This is a genomic window from Ureibacillus sp. GCM10028918, assembly GCF_042666115.1.
Classification (GTDB): Bacteria; Bacillota; Bacilli; order Bacillales_A; family Planococcaceae; genus Ureibacillus.
In genome coordinates this window covers 189,254-206,778 of the sequence record NZ_JBHTFK010000002.1, presented here as the reverse complement: position 1 = coordinate 206,778, position 17,525 = coordinate 189,254, and the positions used below count along the sequence as shown (strand labels likewise).

Sequence of the window (17,525 nt, the reverse complement as noted above, 5' to 3'; positions counted from 1 at the left end):
TTATTTCCCCTCCAACCAGCGAGCAACGTCTTTTGCATGATAAGTCAAAATCATGTCTGCTCCAGCACGCTTCATGCCTAGTAAAGTTTCCATAACAACTGGTTTTTCTTCAATCCAGCCATTTTGTGCAGCTGCTTTAATCATTGCATATTCACCTGATACGTTATATGCAACGATTGGCAAAGTATAGTTATTTCGAATATCACGGATGATGTCTAAGTAAGATAGAGCAGGTTTGACAATTAAGAAATCTGCACCTTCTTCAATATCAGATTCTGCCTCACGGAATGCTTCTAAACGATTGGCTGGGTCCATTTGATACGTTTTGCGATCACCAAATTTTGGAGCACCATCAGCCGCTTCACGGAATGGACCGTAGTATGCTGAAGCGTATTTTACAGCGTAGGACATAATCGGAACATCTTCAAATCCAGCTTCATCTAAAGCAACACGAATGGCTGCAACGAAACCGTCCATCATATTGGAAGGGGCAATAATATCTGCACCAGCTTTTGCTTGAGAAACAGCAGTACGGCCTAATAAATCTAGAGAAGCATCGTTTAAAATTTTCTCTCCCTCTACCACTCCACAGTGGCCATGGTCTGTGAATTCACATAGACATGTATCTGCAATCACGATTAATTCAGGATAACGCTCTTTGATTTGGCGAGTTGCTTTCTGAACAATACCATGATCATGGAAAGCGCCTGTCCCCTCTGCATCTTTTTCAGCCGGCAAACCGAAAAGGATGACGGCCGGAATCCCTAACTCAACTACTTCATCTACTTCCGCATTTAAAGTATCTAAAGAAAACTGGAAAACACCTGGCATCGAATTTACTGCATTCTTAATGTTTTCGCCTTCCATTACAAAAATCGGATAGATTAAATCTTCTTTGTGTAAATAAGTTTCTTTAACCATTGAGCGCATTGCTTGTGATGAACGAAGACGACGATGTCTTCTGAAATTAAGTTCTGTCATGTCTAATTTCCTCTCTCTTTCGTATTTCTTCTATGAGCGCTAGCATCGTATAATTAGTTGGTTTATATGTAACTCGAGCTCCATAATACTCAATTCTAGCCGCCGTAATATGGCCTATACATGCATATTTTGCGTTTTGCCATCCCACGATAGGTGCAATATTATATGCAAATACATCCACGGCAGATGGACTAGCGAAAATTATGATAGGTTGTTTTCCTGATTGTATAAGGTGGATGAACGGGTCAATAGTAGATACATTTTCGTGCGTATCATAGACCGTCCATTCAGTTAATTCAAAAGGCAACCCATTTTTCAAAGTTTCTTTTGCCTTACTTCCTCTTAAAAACAGACATTTTGGATGGTCACCTGCTGCTTGTGGAAACTCTTTTACAAACACATCCGCACTATAAACCGTGGGAGTAAAACTAATCTCGAAATGATTTTCCTTCAGTAGTTCTGCTGTTTTAGAACCTACTGCAGCAATTTTCCCACCAAACTCGGAAGGTTTCAACTGATGGCGCTTAATTTTCTCACAAAAAGCTCCTACAGCATTTTGACTCGTAAATATCAACCAATCAAAATTTCGCGCTTGCTCTAATTGCAACTGATCATCTGATTGAATATTTTCAGTCGTTTCAATAAGTGGATAATATACCGCTTCTCCACCTAGTGCCTTGATTTCAAAAAGGACAGCCGTTGTTTTAGAAGAACCAGTGACAACGACTGTTTTTCCACTAAGTGGTTTAAGCATCGAGCTCAGCCTTTACTTTTTGAATTAGATCATAGGCCCCTTGCTCTGTTAAAATTTTCGCTGCTTCTTTACCTAGTTCTTCAGGATTTGATCCTGATAATGTTTCTTTAAAAATAACAGATGAATCAGGTGCTGCTACTAAGCCAGTGAAAGTGATTGTATCTCCTTTTGTCGTTGCATACCCTGCGATAGGTACTTGGCATCCGCCATCCATGGCAGCTAAAAACGCTCTTTCTGTATGCGCTTCGTTCCAAGTCTTTTCGTCTGTTAACTTAGCTAATTCAGATAAAAGTTCTTTGTCATCTTCGCGGCACTCAATACCTAATGTTCCTTGTGCTACAGCTGGCAAACAAATATCTGTATCCAAGTATTCTGTTACAACTTCGTCACTCCAACCGAGACGTTTAAGTCCAGCTGCTGCTAAAATAATTGCATCGAAGCCTTCGCTTTCTAGTTTAGCCAATCGCGTTTCTACGTTTCCACGAATCCATTTAACTTCTAAGTCCGGTCTTGCTTGAAGCAGTTGTGCGCCTCGGCGTAATGAGCTTGTCCCAACGACTGCACCATTTGGAAGGTCAGCGAATTTCACATGCCCATTAGAAATAAATGCATCTCTTGCGTCTTCACGAGGAGGGATACAACCGATTACTAACCCTTCTGGCAAAACGGCTGGCATATCTTTCATTGAATGTACTGCAAAATCAATTTCTTTATCAAATAGTGCTTGCTCAATTTCTTTAACAAATAAGCCTTTACCACCAACTTTGGATAATTGAACGTCTAAAATACGATCTCCTTTTGTGACGATTTCTTTAACCTCAAATTCAAAAGGAACTCCTGCATTTTTTAATTCGTTAATGAACCAATTTGTTTGTGTCAACGCTAACTTACTTCTTCTTGAACCTACTATAATTTTTCTCATGATGAGCCTACCTTTCTTCTATAAAAACCCTTAAAGAGAATAAAGTTAATACCAAAAGTGGAAGCTGGACAATTTACTTCCTAAAAAGAAATTGATGACAACTAGCAGAAAAGTATAAATTTGTGCCCATGCAAAATTTAACCCCGTTAATTTCCCACTATGATGCAACACCAAAATTAACAAATAGATGATTGTAATAACAAAGGAGCCTAAAATTTTAATATCAAAAATGGAAAGTGCATCGAGTTTTAAAAATGCCCACTCAAGTCCCAAAAGTAAACTAATAAAAATAATTGGTACACCGACTAAAATGGAATAAAGCATCCACCTGCTTGTTTGATGTAAATCTGGCAGTCTTGACCATAATTTTGTATATTTTTTCTGTTTTAATAATCTATAGAGTATTAAATATAAGACTGAGAAAACAAATGAAAGAGAAAATGCTGCATACGCAAGTATGGCAAAGGAAATATGAATAAACACCATTTCTGATTCAAGTGATTTCACTAGCGGATTTTCTACTTGACTAGGAGCAAATAAATGAATTGTGATAAATACAAATCCTAATACATTAATAAAAAACACTGGTAAATCTACACGTGCAATACAATGCAAAAGAATAGAAAGTGTCACAAGTAACCATGCATAAAAATAAATCCCCTCTGTTAACGAAAGAATTGGAAATCGTTTTGTTTCGACAATATACAGTAAGAAGAAAATCGTTTGCAATACCCACACTATACAGATTAACCAAAATCCAAACCGACGAATTTTTATACGTTTATAGAAAAAATCAATGAAATAAAAAACGATACCGGTTGCATATAGGACAACCATTATTTCATAAAGCCTAGCCATTGCTAATTCTGTCATTTCGCTACCCTTCTTCATCTTTCACAACTTTTGTGAAGCTAATACCATATTTACAGTTTTTGTGTAATATTATGTAAAAATTCCATTTAGCGCTTTATTATCCAAGCTTAAGTTGGAAAATCTTGTTGAAATCATGCAAATTTAGTAAAAACAGGCGTCCTCGTATCTTATTTTAACATACAGATACGAAAACGCCTCAAGTTCATCATCATTATTTACCTTGACTAAATAGACAGTAGTCTTATGATATTTATTCATCTACGGAAGACTTGTACAAAAAACTTTTATTGTAGAACAAATCTTACCGTCAAGGTTGAATAAGGTTAGAAAGACAATTTCCCATCAAGAACGCTGCTGTTCTGTGAACTTTCAATAACCGCTTTTTCTTTTTGTTGCTGTGCGTTGACTTCTTCAATGACATCTTCTTCTATCCCAAAAATTTGTTGGAAAAGTTGAAGCTGCTGATTTGCTTTAGATGAATTTGCCAATTCCTTCGCTTGCAATATAGGATCCTTCAATAGTTGGTTAATGATGGATTTCGTATGTTTATTTAAAATTTTGATTTCACGCTCAGTTAAATTAGGCATTTTGTTCTCAATACTAGTCATCGTTTCTTGTTGAATACGGTTTGCCTTTTTACGCAATGCAGAAATTACTGGAACAACACCAAGAGTAGCAAACCAGTCTTTGAATTGAATAACCTCTTGTCCAATCATATCCGTGATTTCTTTAGCAGCTTGTTCACGCTCTGCTAGATTCGCCTCAACAATTCCTTGCAAGTCATCAATATCATATAAGAAAACATTTGGTAAATCGCTAATACGCGGATCGATATCACGTGGCACCGCAATATCTACCATAAATAAAGGCTTACCCTTGCGTAAACGTTCAACATATTGCATCAATTCAAAATCTATTACATAATCAGTAGCACCAGTTGAACTAATTAAGATATCAGCTTCCAACAAGATACATTGCAATTCTTGCATTGATTTTGCATCGCCATTAAATTTAGATGCAAGCTTTTCTGCTTTTTCAAATGTTCGATTGACAACCGTAACTTTACCTACACCATTGCCATAAAGATTTTGAATGGCTAGTTCGCCCATTTTACCAGCACCTAATATCGCTACATGCTTATTTTTTAATGTTCCAAAAATCTTTTTGGCAAGTTCCACTGCTGCATATGAAACCGATACTGCATTTTCATTGATTGTTGTTTCATTATGGGCACGTTTAGCGAATGTAACAGCTTGTTTAAATAACTGATTATAAATAGTACCAGTTGTCCCTACTTCTTGTGCCTCTAAAAAGCTTTTCTTCACTTGGCCGAGAATTTGTGTTTCACCTAACACCATGGAATCAATACCGGAAGTTACTCGGAAAAGATGGTGCAATGAATCGTCATCTTCCCGGATGTAAAGATGCTCGTCAAATTCAGTGACCGAAATATCAAACCACTTCGCTAAAAATTGTTTAATATAATAACGTCCTGTATGCAGCTGATCAACAACCGCATATATTTCAGTTCGGTTACATGTTGAAACAATTACGTCTTCTAATATGCTTTTTTCTTTTCTTAATGCAGCCATCGCATTCGGTAGTTCATTCTCAATAAACGACAATTTTTCACGAATTTCGACTGGCGCAGTTTTATAATTCAAGCCTACTACTAGTGTATGCATGAACTTTACACCTCACACGATCTATTTCATAAAATCTATTCTAACATAAAGAAAGCGTTATCCAAACTCTTTTTGTGAACAGGATATGAAATTATTTATCATTTTTTAAATTAGAATCATTCTAAAGTAAGTGTAACAAACATTACATTCTGTTTCAATAAAGATGACTTAAATAGTAATATTACAAATATTTTGTCAGCGTAATGAAATTCCTGGATCGTTGTAAGACCAATCGCGTTTCTACCGTTAGATGGCGTTTTCGTTTTATACCAAATTAGACAAAATGCACTAGCGACGCATCACTAGTGCATTAAAGTATGTAGGCATTACATTCGTTTTTCTATTTCTTGCCAAGCTTGTTCAAAGCCAAGCCCAGTTTCAGAAGAGAAAACGATTAATGGATCATTTTTGTCCATTTCCAATGCTTCTCTAACTACCTTTTTATGCTGATCCCATTTTCCCTTTTTAATTTTATCTGCTTTTGTAGCAATAATAATCGCAGGGATGTTGTAATATTTTAAGAAATCATACATCATTATGTCATCGTTCGTCGGGGGATGACGCAAATCAATGATTAATACAACAGCACGCAATACACTACGCGCTGTTATATATCGTTCAATCATTTTACCCCAGGCTTCACGCTCAGTTTTTGAAACTTTTGCATAACCATAACCCGGTACATCTACAAAGAATAATTGCTCTTCAATCTTGTAGAAGTTCAAGGTTTGAGTTTTTCCTGGTTTTGACGAAATACGAGCTAATGCTTTTCTTCCAATCATTTTATTGATAAAAGAAGATTTACCAACATTTGATCGACCAGCTAGTGCAAATTCAGGAAGTCCATCTTCTGGATACTGCTCTGGCTTTACAGCACTGATGACCATTTCTACATTATGGACTTTCATTGTTTAAAAACCTCCAACAAGTGCAATTTTCAGCACTTCTTCTGCAGATGATACAGGTTTAAACGTAAGTTGTTCACGAATACTCTCTGGAATATCATCAATATCTTTTTCATTATCCTTAGGAATAATGATTGTTGTTAATCCCGCACGATGCGCACCTAGTGATTTTTCTTTTAAGCCACCAATAGGAAGTACGCGACCACGCAAAGTAATTTCACCCGTCATGCCAACTTCACGTTTAATTGGTTTATTGGAAATTGCTGAAACTAATGCAGTTGCCATCGTAATCCCTGCAGAAGGACCATCTTTTGGCACCGCACCTTCAGGAACATGAATATGAATGTCATTTTGATCAAAATAATCAGTATTAATTTGTAATTTTTCGGAAAGAGACCGGACATAAGATAGTGCTGTTTGAGCTGACTCTTTCATTACATCACCAAGTTTACCTGTTAAAATCAGTTTACCCTTGCCTGGGGTTAATGACACTTCTATTTGAAGAGTATCTCCACCGACAGTCGTATAGGCTAGACCTGTTGCAACTCCAACTTGGTTTTCCTCTTCCGCTTGACCATAATGGTATCGGTGTTTTCCAAGCATTTCTTCTAATACTTTTGAATTTACCGTTACACGCTTTTTCTCACCAGAAACGATAATTTTAGCAGCCTTGCGACATAAAGCGGCAATCTGTCTTTGAAGATTACGAACTCCTGCTTCTCGCGTGTAGTAGCGAATTAAATCAATAATTGCTTCGTCTTTTATAGTAAGTTGTGATTTCTTTAACCCATTCTCACTAATTTGCTTTGGAATTAAATGATTTTTCGTAATCATTGCTTTTTCAATTTCCGTATACCCTGCAATCGAAATAACTTCCATACGGTCAAGTAAAGGACCAGGTATCGTACTTAAATCATTTGCAGTAGCGATGAACATAACTTGTGATAAATCATACGATTCTTCGATGTAATGATCACTAAAAGTACTGTTTTGTTCAGGATCTAATACTTCCAACATTGCTGCCGAAGGATCACCACGGAAGTCGTTTGACATTTTGTCAATTTCATCTAGTAAAAAGACAGGATTAACTGTACCTGCTTTTTTCATCCCTTGAATTATTCGACCTGGCATCGCTCCCACATATGTTCGACGATGGCCTCGAATTTCTGACTCATCTCGCACCCCGCCTAGTGAAGCACGAACAAAATTACGATTTAAGCTCTCTGCTACCGAACGGGCTAACGAAGTTTTACCTACCCCTGGAGGTCCTGCCAAACAAAGAATCGGACCACGAACAGAGTTCATTAGCTGACGAACAGATAAGTATTCTAAAATGCGCTCTTTTACTTTTTCTAAGCCATCATGATCACGATCCAAAATTTCTTCAGCACGCACAATGTCTAGGCGATCTTCTGTACTTTCTTTCCACGGAATGGTTACTAGCCATTCGATATAATTTCGAATAACGCCACTTTCTGCACTTGCTGCAGGCAACTTTTCATAGCGATCCAATTCTTTTATAGCAACCTTTTGAGTCGATTCAGGCATACCAGCATTTTCAACACGTTTACGCAGATCTGCTACTTCACCTGTTTTACCTTCTCGGTCACCAAGCTCAGCTTGAATTGCTTTCATTTGTTCACGCAAATAATATTCTTTCTGCGTACGTTCCATCGCCTGTTTTACTTTGGAGTTGATCTTTTTCTCAAGGTTTAATACTTCTTGTTCATCGTGCAGTCTGATAATTAAATGATCTAAACGTTTCTTTACATTAAAGATTCCAAGGACTTCTTGTTTTTCTGCAACTTTGAACGGTAAATGAGAAGCCACGATATCTGATAAGCGGCCTGGTTCTTCAATATCTAAAATAGAATCGATTGTCTCATTCGTAATTTTATTTGAAGATTTTGCGTACTTTTCAAAATAGGTCACTAGTGTTCGCATTAATGCCTCTATTTCAGCATCTTTTTCTTTTTCATCTTCATGTACTTCTACATCGACTGTCGTAAAATCTTTCTGTTCTTGATAATTACTCATCTTTGCACGACTAATACCTTCTACTAATATGCGTAGAGTGCCGTTTGGAAGCTTCAGCATTTGTTTTACATTTACCAAAGTTCCAATAGTATAAAGCTCTTCCTCTTTTGGTTGTTCAACACGCAAATCCCTTTGTGTTGCTAAAAAAATCTGGTTATCATTTAACATAGCATGCTCTAAAGCTGCTACCGAACGAGCTCTCCCAACATCGATATGTAAAACCATTGTAGGGTAAACTAGTAATCCACGTAATGGTAAAAGTGGTATATTTTCAATTGTTTTACTCATGCGGGTATTCACCTCCATCCACGTTTTCCGAAACAACCCGCTTTGTTAGTATGTCTTAAAAACCTAACTTTTCACTTACATAATCATAGTAATTTTTGCAATGAGCTTTTCATCTCATTTATTCATTCTATCCTACCTACTACTTATTATGTAAATAAATGCTCAAATTAGACTCCATATGTATAAAGTTTATTTTTGGAAGAAAGAGCTGACTTGCGACAAGCGTTTATTACGCTAGTTCGAAGTCAGCTCATTATCTTTGATATGCTGAACTCAAGCTAATTAAGCTGAAGTTTTTTTATCGTTCTTTTTTAACTCTGTGCCATCTGCAAGAATTAACTTTGGTGTTGCTTTGTCTGTAATTGTTTCCTTCGTCACAATACATTTAACTATATCTTCACGAGAAGGAAGTTCGAACATCATTTCCAACATTGTCGATTCAATTATTGAACGTAATCCACGCGCACCTGTTTTGCGCTCGATTGCCTCTTTTGCAATCGCTTGTAACGCTTCTTCATTAAATTCCAACTCAACTTTATCTAGCTCAAGCATTTTTTGGTATTGCTTAACTAGAGCATTTTTAGGCTCAGTTAAGATTTGAACAAGTGCGTCTTCATCTAATTGTTCTAAAGATGCTAAAACAGGTAAACGTCCAATAAACTCCGGAATCAAACCAAATTTCAGTAAATCCTCTGGAACTAGCTGTGAAAGAAGGGATGCTTTATCCTCTTCCATTTTCTTCGGATCTGAACCAAACCCAATTACTTTTCGTCCTTGGCGGCGTTTAATAATTTGTTCAATCCCATCAAACGCTCCACCTACGATGAATAAGATATTGGTTGTATCTATTTGTAAAAATTCTTGATGCGGATGTTTTCTTCCGCCTTGTGGAGGAACACTTGCTACAGTACCTTCAAGAATTTTAAGCAATGCTTGTTGAACACCCTCACCTGATACATCACGTGTGATGGAAGGATTTTCAGATTTACGAGCTACTTTGTCGATTTCATCTATATAAATGATTCCTTTTTCAGCACGTTCAATATCATAATCAGCTGCTTGTATTAATTTTAGAAGGATATTTTCAACATCCTCCCCAACATAACCCGCTTCTGTTAGTGAAGTCGCATCTGCAATCGCAAATGGCACATTTAAAATTCGAGCCAGCGTTTGAGCAAGGAGTGTTTTCCCACTACCTGTTGGTCCGATTAAAACGATGTTCGATTTTGACAATTCTACTTCATCAATCTTACTGTTCGAATTAATACGTTTATAGTGATTGTATACTGCAACAGCTAATGCTTTTTTGGCGCGCTCTTGTCCAATTACATATTCGTCTAAAATCGATAGGATTTCTTTCGGCTTAGGGATTTCCTGGAAATCAATTTCTTCTTCAACCCCTAGTTCCTCTACAACGATTTCAGAACACAGCTCGATACATTCGTCACAAATGTATACGCCTGGTCCAGCTACTAGTTTTCGTACTTGTTCTTGTGGTTTACCACAGAACGAGCACTTTAAATTGCCTTTTTCATCATTAAATTTGAACAATGTGCTTCACCCCTATTCAAGCAACAATCTTACAAGATTCTCTAATCATTATCAAATAAGATGTTTTGTGTCAGCTCATAATTAAATATATTATAAGCATTTTTTGTCTATGTATTATCCAGTATGTCAGAATTAAATCATTAACTCCACTAAGAACCATTGCGTTAATGCAAAAATTATTAACTATCTGAATTTTTTATGTTTGAAAACAAGGTACGGTAATATGCCGTACCTTGTTCATCATCTAATATTAAACTAACATTTAACTTTTCTTCAAGCAATTACATTGCACTGGAAAAGCAAGGATTATTCAGTAATTTTTGCATTCTCTACTAAGAATTCTACAGTTTTTTGAGTACGGATATCGTTCTCTAAAATTTCTGTAGTCCCACCTAAAGCAGCTAAGATCTGATCAGCTTTCATACCGAATTGGCCAGACATTTTTTCTAGTTCAGCTTTAACGTCATCTTCATTTACTTCAATGTTTTCAGCTTTCGCAATCGCTTCTAATACTAATGAAACTCGAACACGACTTTCAGCTTCCGGACGCATTTGTTCGTGTAAAGCATGCTCATCTTGACCAGAGAATTGGTAGTAAAGATCTAGAGTCATACCTTGCATTTGTAAACGTTGGCCGAATTCTTCAATCATACGGTGAATTTCGTTATGAGTCATGCTTTCAGGAATTTCAACTTCAGCATTTTCAGCAGCTTTTTCTACTAATTCGTCACGTAATGCACTTTCAGCGTCTGATTTCTTTTGTTCAGCAGTTTGGTCTTTAATTTTCGCACGTAATGCTTCAAGAGATTCAACTTCAGGGTCGATTTCTTTCGCAAATTCATCGTTTAATTCTGGAAGAACTTTTGTTTTAACTTCTTTAATCGATACTTTGAAAGTTGCTTCTTTACCAGCTAACTCTTCAGCATGGTATTCTTCAGGGAATGTTACGACTACGTCTTTAGATTCGCCGGCTTTTAATCCAACTAATTGTTCTTCAAATCCTGGGATAAATGAACCAGAGCCGATTTCTAACGCGTAGTCTTCACCTTTACCACCTTCGAAAGCTTCTTCACCCAAGAAACCTTCGAAATCGATCGTAGCTGTATCACCAGTTACGATTGCTTCGTCTTCTTTGATTTCCAACTCAGCTTTACGAGCTAATTGTTCTTCGATTTGAGCTTCTACTTCTTCATCAGTTACTACTGTGTCGCTCTTTTTCACTTCTAAACCTTTGTAGTCGCCAAGTTTTGGCTCAGGTTTAACAGTAACTTTTGCGATGAAAGTGAAGTTTTCACCTTTAGCGAAGTTTTCAGTTCCGTCGATTTCTGGGTAATCAACAGGAGTAATACCTGTTTCATCGATTGCATTTGAGTATGCATCTGGAACTAAAATTTCTAGAGCATCTTGGTATAAAGCTTCTACACCAAAACGTTTTTCGAACATTGGACGCGGCATTTTCCCTTTACGGAAACCAGGCACGTTAATTTCTTTTACTACTTTAGCAAATGCTTTATCGATCGCTTTGTTTACTTCTTCAGCTGGTACTTCGATTGTTAATGTACCAATATTTCCTTCTTGCTTTTCCCATTTCGCTGACATATATAATACCTCCAAAATTAGTTTACAATTGTTAGACAAACCACTCGTATCTACGATTTTGACAACCATTTTAGTATAACATAGATACTCGTAGTTTCAACTTTTTTCATACTTCTTGTAGTTCTGTTAACTTTTCGAGAATCTGCAAAAATTCTACAAGCTCATCATCCATCTCTTGGACACTACCAAACATCGTTCTTACTAAATCAATATAACTAAGGGCAATATCTTCCGTTTCATAATGGAGCCATTCAAATGGATAAGTAACAATTGCATGTTTTGAAAGTAAGTATTCGACCATTTCTAATGTAGATGGGTCTTTTTCTAATTTTTCAATAATCATTTTTGAAACGGCATTAAATTGAGGCATCTTTGTCGGCAATTCCAATACAGAAGGATTTACATACTTCTCCTGATTAAACTTGCTAATCTTTATATTGATGTCCACCTGTTGCTCGACTAGTAAAATTAATACAATACTCTTTATAAAAGGATGCGTGTCCTCATTTTCAATAATCGTCTTTAGCTGCTGGACGATTGGCCGTATATTCATAGTGGTTAGTTCATGTATTAAAGTTAACTGTTTGTCAGGCGAAAGAGACATAAATTTTTCTAGTTGAAATAATTCCCCATCTATTTCATTTACACTCGTCGTAATATCTTCCTGTTTTTTGGCATTGTCCGCAATATTTGCGTTTATATCTTTTAGACGTTCAAATTTATCTATTTGCTCCTGAGGAATAGCACCTTCCTCTAATAACGAAGTAATTATGCTTTCTACCTGTTTGTATTGTTTAAGCTGCATACAAATCGTTAAGTATAACTCCATTACTTCTAGATACATGGTTGGACCGATACTTAAAAGTTGTTCACAAACTTCTTTGGCTCTTTCAAAAGTTTTTGTTTCATAAAGTGAATAAGCATAAACACTAAGGGTTACTTCATCACCCTCCGTATATTTTAATGCTTCTTCAAAGCTTTTATTTGCTAGATCATATTGGTAGTTTTCAACGTATTCATGGGCACGAGCAATTAATTTTTCAACTGTACCAGGAAATATAACGACATTCTCAAATGTTGTGTATTTTATTTGTTTCCTCTTCAAACGTCTCACTCCCTGATGTCAATGTGAAAACTCATCTTATCGAATAAAGTTGTAATGATAAGTTTTAGTTCAATTATGCGAGACTTGGTATTTTCTTATTTTCCAATGAAAATATTACCAGTCAATCCTTGTTATTTTAACATTTTCTTTTCGGTAGGAACAATCAAATTTATTTTATACAAGTATTAACCTTATTTTCCCGTTTTTAATCGAATGTATTTGTGGACTATAGTTGCATATTTGCTAAGTCCCATCTTGTTAATTGAAAAGGCTTGAACATCAACACCCAGCTGAGCCCTTAGATTTTTTACTGAAGTTATCCACACTGCGCATTTCAAGCTTTCTAAAGAACGCAAAAACTGCTTTTATATAAGGCAGGACCCTTTATAAAAGCAGCTATCTTCGGTGTTACGTCGTACAGTACTTATTGATTTTTTATTTCACTTGCCCAGATAAGGTTTTCACAAGGTTGGGTAACCATGATTCTAATGGCGAACATGTGAATCCTGCAGCAATTGACTTTTCTTGAGACATATACCAGTCTTTTGGAACTGCAAATGGAGAACGTGTTTCATCATCTCCGACAAGGGCGATTTTTGCTTTCTTCCCAACATTTTGCTCAATGATTCCCATCAATTCCTTCAATGAATATGTTCCCGAAGAAGTTGCGTTATATGGCCCTGCAATATTAGAGAAACCTGCAAATTTCAAAAAATCACTTGCATCATCCGACAAGATATAGGACATACGAGCATCCATGTTCAGGAAACTGATGACTTTATCTTCAGCAACACTTTCTATATGGAAATGCAATCTTCTTGTATAATCATCTTCCCCTAGAACGATGGGAAAGCGTACTGCTACAACAGGGAAATTCGCTTTTCGAAAAAATACGGCTTCTGCTAGGCGTTTGCCTTCACCGTATGAAAAATCCTCAACATTTCCGGACCGAATCTCGTAAGTACATGGATCGAAATCACTTTCAGAAAGGTCTGCTCCTAAATCTACATAAGTAGACATAGTAGAAGTAAATACATATTTCTTTGTTTTGCCTTCAAAAATCTCACAGGCAGCAAATGCATCATTAGGTGAGTAACAAATATTATCGTAAATAATATCCCATTCCGTATTTGCAAAGGCAGACGCTAATTCTTCTTTGTTTGTACGATCTACGAGTACATGATTTACCTTGTCCCCAAAAGAATGCTCTGTTTTCCCGCGAGTGGCAATTGTGACTTCATGTCCTTTTTCAATTAGCAATTCCACAAGTTTCTTTCCGAAAAATCTTGTACCGCCAAATACTAATATTTTTTTCATAAATGCTTCTCCCCCTCTTCTTCCTATGCTTCTTGCAAAGCGGCTGTTGATACTGTGATACGACCATTATCCGTTTTAAAGCGGACAGGTATTGACCCATCCCCAAATTGAAATTTCTTTCCTTTTTCCCCATACACACTGATGCGGCCAAAATCTGACTTTGCGGATAAAGTCACATCATCCAACATTTTATCTGTTTTCAAAGTAATGCTGCCATTATCTGTCTTCCATTGTAGCGGTTTTGTGACCTGTGGAATATATCCTTCAATTCGACCGTTATCGGTAGTTGCCCAAATTTCACCATCAACTTCATTTAACTCGATACGCCCGTTATCTGTTGAAAGTTCAAATTTTTCAGCCCGCGAATGAGTTACACAAATTCTCCCATTGTCTGTAGATGCAATCACATCTGTAAAATTTGAATTATTTAAGACAATACGACCATTATCGGATTTCGCCTTTAGAACGCTCGCCAATAGTGACTTCATCACAATTTTCCCATTATCTGTTTCGAAGCTCATTTGCTTTGCTTGCTGTGATTTAATTTCAATTTTTCCACTGTCATTTACAACTCTCAATTGTTCATATAGCTTTTGAGGCAGTTGAACTGTTACGTCCACGGAAGCTAAACCGCTTAATGTAAAATGAATAAAGAAAAATTTCTTTATTCCATCTTCACGTTTCACACGAATTTTTAAGGTATTATTTATAACTTCCATGGTCGCTTTCGTTTTCCCATCCTGGTCTTTAACATCTATAGCAGGCAAATCATTTTCGGAAGGAATAATGGTAATATTCGCCTTATCTGCTTTGACATCAACAATATCAAAGTTTGTCTCAACACTAGGATTCATCTCCACATGCGAAACAAACTCTTCATCGGAATAAGCGGCCAGAAGTTCCGTTGCCAGGTCGTGAATCGGACCAAACGATTCAACAATTTCTTCAACTTTCTTTCCCTCTGCTATACCATTTGCGAAATACTCTTGAAAATCACGTATAATATCTTTTCTTTCATCTTCCTTTAATAATGATAGTTCCTTTTCAAGCATTTCTAAGAATTTTTCCTCTGACACTTAACATTCCTCCCCCTGAATTAATTCGTTTACACCTTTACTAAAATTCTGCCATTCCTCGCGAAGTTCCTTTAAATTTTCTTTGCCTAATGCAGTGATTTGATAATATTTACGCGGCGGACCTTCAGTTGATTCTTTTAAATATGTTGTAAAGTATCCTTCAGACGTAAGTCTTCTTAAGAGTGGATATACTGAACCTTCAGAAATCTCGATTTGGCTAGAAATTGCTTGAACGAGTTCATAACCATACATATCTTGTTGATCTACTAGAGCAAGCACACATAAATTCAATGCACCTTTTTTAAATTGGACGTTAATGGTTTGTTTTTAAAAAATTTATGACAATTATTTAATTTTGTATATTATTTAGCAACTTGACTACTCTAGTTTTGTAGGAAAATTTAAGAACCAGTAAGGAGTGCTAAATATGGGAATCATGAGTAGAAATCCTAAAGAAGAGCCGCTACACTATGGGGAAATTTTTACGATATGGTCTAACATCTTAACGAATAACGGCATGATTGCAATGTATCAAACATTATACAATCATACGGGTGACCGCGATCTTGCTAAGTTGGTTGAAGAATCAATTACAGGAATGGAAGAAGAAAATAAGCAATTAAAACAAATACTAAAAGTAAATGGCATCGGACTTCCCCCAGCACCGCCAGAACGCCCTAATGCTAGGCTCGAAGACATTCCTGTAGGTGCAAGATACAATGACCCTGAAATCAGTGCAATAATCTCGGGAAACCTTGCTGCAGGATTAGTTGCATGCAGTACGGCAATGGGTATGTGTACACGTGAAGATATCGCCATGATGTATGGCCAGATGCATATGGCTAAGGCACAACTTGGTGCCAGATTATTGAGATTAAACAAAAGCAAAGGGTGGTTAGTACCTCCACCATTACATGTTGCACCACAGGATGAAAGATAAGTTAAAACAAATGAAGTGGTTGGCTCGGGCGTTTCTTTCGAGCCAACCACTTTTCATTTCAGGTAAAATTCATGTATTTTAATATTATAAAAAAATTTACAAGCAGGAGGGATATTATGTTTCAAAATAAAACCGTCATCGTCACTGGCGCTTCTCAAGGAATCGGGAAAGAGCTTGCTATACAGTACGCTAAGCTTGGCGCTTGCGTTGTCATGGCAGATATTCATGAAGAGTTGGGACAATCAACTTGTTCAAAGTTAGTAGAAGATGGCCACAAAGCCATTTTTGTTCCAACTGATATACGAAAAGAACAAGATATCATCCATTTAATGACAAATGCTGTACTGCATTTTAATACAATTGACATTCTCATTAACAATGCAGGTATTTTTAAACCTACTTCTCCTTACGATCTTTCTATTGATATATTCGACGATATTATAAATACAAACTTACGGAGCGTCTTTTTATGTTCTAGAGAAGCTGCAAAGTTTATGAGATTGAACCCTAAAGGCGGTGCAATAGTATCAATGGCTTCGACACGAGCCTTTATGTCGGAACCGCATACTGAATCCTATGCTGCCACAAAAGGCGGCATCGTTGCACTCACTCATGCACTCGCTAGCTCTCTCGGACCTGATAGGATTCGAGTAAATTGTATTTCCCCCGGTTGGATTGAAACCGGTGACTATGACAGTTTAAGAGAGATAGACCATTCCCAGCATTTCTCTGGGCGTGTCGGAAAACCTGAAGATATCGCACGTGCTTGCTTTTATCTAACTGATGAAAAAAATGATTTTGTCACAGGAATCAATTTGACAGTAGATGGCGGGATGACGAAGAAAATGATCTATGAGGAATAAGCTGGACTAATCGACTAACCACTCCTTGTTAGTCGATTTTTTTATAACTTCTTTTTTGAATAGCAACAACTTACTCAATTGCATATATTACAAATAGCTTATAACGGGAAAGGAGTTAAAGAACATGAATACTTCCAAAACTAATTATTCGAAACCAAAAATGTTTTTTAACCCTCAATTAGATAGTAAAATAAATCAAAATTCATACAACATTTCATATATTGATGAGAAAATTAATTCGGATTTAAAACAAATTATCGAAAAACAAGCATTACTGGAACAATCACTCATCAAATTTCATCAAGTAATTAATAACCTCATGTTAAATACCAAATACTCAACGAACCTTCTGGGCAGTCACTTGAAAATGCTTCAAAGCACAATGATCGAACTCACGAATAAGCCCATTCAAAATGAAGAATTCCTTAAACTCATGAGAAAAACTGTACCCTCAAAAAATATCAAGAAAATATATGTAAACGGCTCCCCCATTGAAGTCAGTGAATTGCTCGATTTCAATGAACGTAAAAATTCAGCAACCTTTTTAACACCAGACAAACATACACTAGTAGTCGATGTTACACAGATTAATGGATTTGAAATACAATAATAAACCTGTACACTCCTTT

General features: G+C 36.5%; 16 protein-coding genes. 3 read left to right on the top strand and 13 right to left on the bottom strand.

The window, feature by feature from the left end:
- From hemB to ACFQU5_RS00885, 13 genes are all read right to left on the bottom strand, one after another.
- Complete coding sequence (gene hemB, locus ACFQU5_RS00945; RefSeq protein WP_390283790.1) at positions 1-981, bottom strand: porphobilinogen synthase; 981 nt, start codon at positions 979-981, stop codon at positions 1-3.
- Entirely contained in the window at positions 968-1,735 is a 768-nt protein-coding gene (locus tag ACFQU5_RS00940) for a uroporphyrinogen-III synthase (protein ID WP_390283788.1), read from the bottom strand. Before ACFQU5_RS00940 ends, hemB begins: the two co-directional genes overlap by 14 nt.
- Positions 1,728-2,657, bottom strand: coding sequence for a hydroxymethylbilane synthase (hemC, locus tag ACFQU5_RS00935; protein ID WP_390283786.1), 930 nt, complete (start codon positions 2,655-2,657; stop codon positions 1,728-1,730). Before hemC ends, ACFQU5_RS00940 begins: the two co-directional genes overlap by 8 nt.
- Before the next feature lie 45 nt (positions 2,658-2,702).
- Complete coding sequence (ccsA, locus tag ACFQU5_RS00930; protein ID WP_390283784.1) at positions 2,703-3,530, bottom strand: cytochrome c biogenesis protein CcsA; 828 nt, start codon at positions 3,528-3,530, stop codon at positions 2,703-2,705.
- Between the two features lie 323 nt (positions 3,531-3,853).
- Complete coding sequence (gene hemA / locus ACFQU5_RS00925) at positions 3,854-5,215, bottom strand: glutamyl-tRNA reductase (RefSeq protein WP_390283782.1); 1,362 nt, start codon at positions 5,213-5,215, stop codon at positions 3,854-3,856.
- A 326-nt stretch (positions 5,216-5,541) separates the two neighbouring features.
- Entirely contained in the window at positions 5,542-6,123 is a 582-nt protein-coding gene (yihA, locus tag ACFQU5_RS00920; RefSeq protein ID WP_390283780.1) for a ribosome biogenesis GTP-binding protein YihA/YsxC, read from the bottom strand.
- A 3-nt stretch (positions 6,124-6,126) separates the two neighbouring features.
- Entirely contained in the window at positions 6,127-8,445 is a 2,319-nt protein-coding gene (gene lon, locus ACFQU5_RS00915; RefSeq protein ID WP_390283778.1) for an endopeptidase La, read from the bottom strand.
- A gap of 282 nt (positions 8,446-8,727) precedes the next feature.
- Positions 8,728-9,996, bottom strand: coding sequence for an ATP-dependent protease ATP-binding subunit ClpX (clpX, locus tag ACFQU5_RS00910; protein WP_390283776.1), 1,269 nt, complete (start codon positions 9,994-9,996; stop codon positions 8,728-8,730).
- A gap of 306 nt (positions 9,997-10,302) precedes the next feature.
- Entirely contained in the window at positions 10,303-11,595 is a 1,293-nt protein-coding gene (tig, locus tag ACFQU5_RS00905) for a trigger factor (protein WP_390283774.1), read from the bottom strand.
- A gap of 106 nt (positions 11,596-11,701) precedes the next feature.
- Complete coding sequence (locus ACFQU5_RS00900; RefSeq protein ID WP_390283772.1) at positions 11,702-12,709, bottom strand: tetratricopeptide repeat protein; 1,008 nt, start codon at positions 12,707-12,709, stop codon at positions 11,702-11,704.
- Positions 12,710-13,135: 426 nt separating this feature from the next.
- Positions 13,136-14,017 (bottom strand): NAD-dependent epimerase/dehydratase family protein, encoded by an 882-nt coding sequence (locus ACFQU5_RS00895; protein WP_390283770.1) that lies wholly within the window; start codon positions 14,015-14,017, stop codon positions 13,136-13,138.
- 23 nt (positions 14,018-14,040) lie between these two features.
- Entirely contained in the window at positions 14,041-15,093 is a 1,053-nt protein-coding gene (locus ACFQU5_RS00890) for a DUF4097 family beta strand repeat-containing protein (RefSeq protein WP_390283768.1), read from the bottom strand.
- Positions 15,094-15,411, bottom strand: coding sequence for a PadR family transcriptional regulator (locus ACFQU5_RS00885; protein WP_390284684.1), 318 nt, complete (start codon positions 15,409-15,411; stop codon positions 15,094-15,096).
- A 109-nt stretch (positions 15,412-15,520) separates the two neighbouring features.
- Between ACFQU5_RS00885 and ACFQU5_RS00880 the strand changes: the two genes are divergently transcribed.
- From ACFQU5_RS00880 to ACFQU5_RS00870, 3 genes are all read left to right on the top strand, one after another.
- Positions 15,521-16,033, top strand: a complete 513-nt coding sequence (locus tag ACFQU5_RS00880) for a DUF3231 family protein (protein ID WP_390283766.1) — start codon at positions 15,521-15,523, stop codon at positions 16,031-16,033.
- A gap of 113 nt (positions 16,034-16,146) precedes the next feature.
- Positions 16,147-16,896: an SDR family NAD(P)-dependent oxidoreductase gene (locus ACFQU5_RS00875; protein WP_390284682.1), complete on the top strand. Its 750-nt coding sequence runs from the start codon at positions 16,147-16,149 to the stop codon at positions 16,894-16,896.
- A 124-nt stretch (positions 16,897-17,020) separates the two neighbouring features.
- On the top strand, positions 17,021-17,506 hold the full coding sequence (locus ACFQU5_RS00870) for a hypothetical protein (protein WP_390283764.1): 486 nt from the start codon (positions 17,021-17,023) through the stop codon (positions 17,504-17,506).
- The last annotated feature ends 19 nt before the right edge of the window (positions 17,507-17,525 follow it).